Origin of the sequence: Clostridium sp. ATCC 25772, from assembly GCF_001573875.1 — a bacterium.
In the GTDB taxonomy this organism is placed as follows: domain Bacteria; phylum Bacillota; class Clostridia; order Clostridiales; family Clostridiaceae; genus Clostridium_J; species Clostridium_J senegalense.
In genome coordinates, this window is the sequence record NZ_LFRG01000224.1 from 1 (window position 1) to 514 (window position 514).

At 27.4% G+C, this 514-nt stretch carries 1 protein-coding gene; it reads left to right on the plus strand.

Features of this window, described 5'->3' with window-relative positions:
* Nucleotides 1-83 precede the first annotated feature (83 nt).
* On the plus strand, nt 84-514 hold a 431-nt coding region (locus AZI32_RS17695), incomplete at its 3' end, for a DUF488 domain-containing protein (RefSeq protein WP_061997204.1).

Here is a 514-nt window from a genome sequence, read left to right on the forward strand (position 1 = left end):
GGGGTGTTAAATTTGGTAAGTATAAAAATTGACGATATATTTAAATAGTATTTTATTAGATTATACCTAAGGAGGATGAAGTTATGGAAATTTTTGCAATTGGACATTCAAACTACCCTTATGGAAAATTTATTGAGATGATTAAAAAGTATAATATTAACTGTATTGTTGATATAAGAGAAACACCATATTCTAAATATAATGTACAGTACAACAAAGAATATTTTAGAGAAACCTTAAAAAAAGATGGATATACATATATTTATATGGGTGAAGAATTTGGAGCCAAAAGAGGAAGTAAGCAATCATATAACAATGAAGGGTATGCAGATTTTGATAAGGTTGTAAAAGAGGATATATTTTTGAGCGGAGTAAAACGAATCAAAAACGGAATAGATATGGGATATAGAATAGTATTATTAGGAGCAATGCAAGAACCTATAAGATGTCATAGAAGCATTATGGTAGGTAGATTTTTAAAAAATGAGAGCTTAGATATTAAGTACATATTACA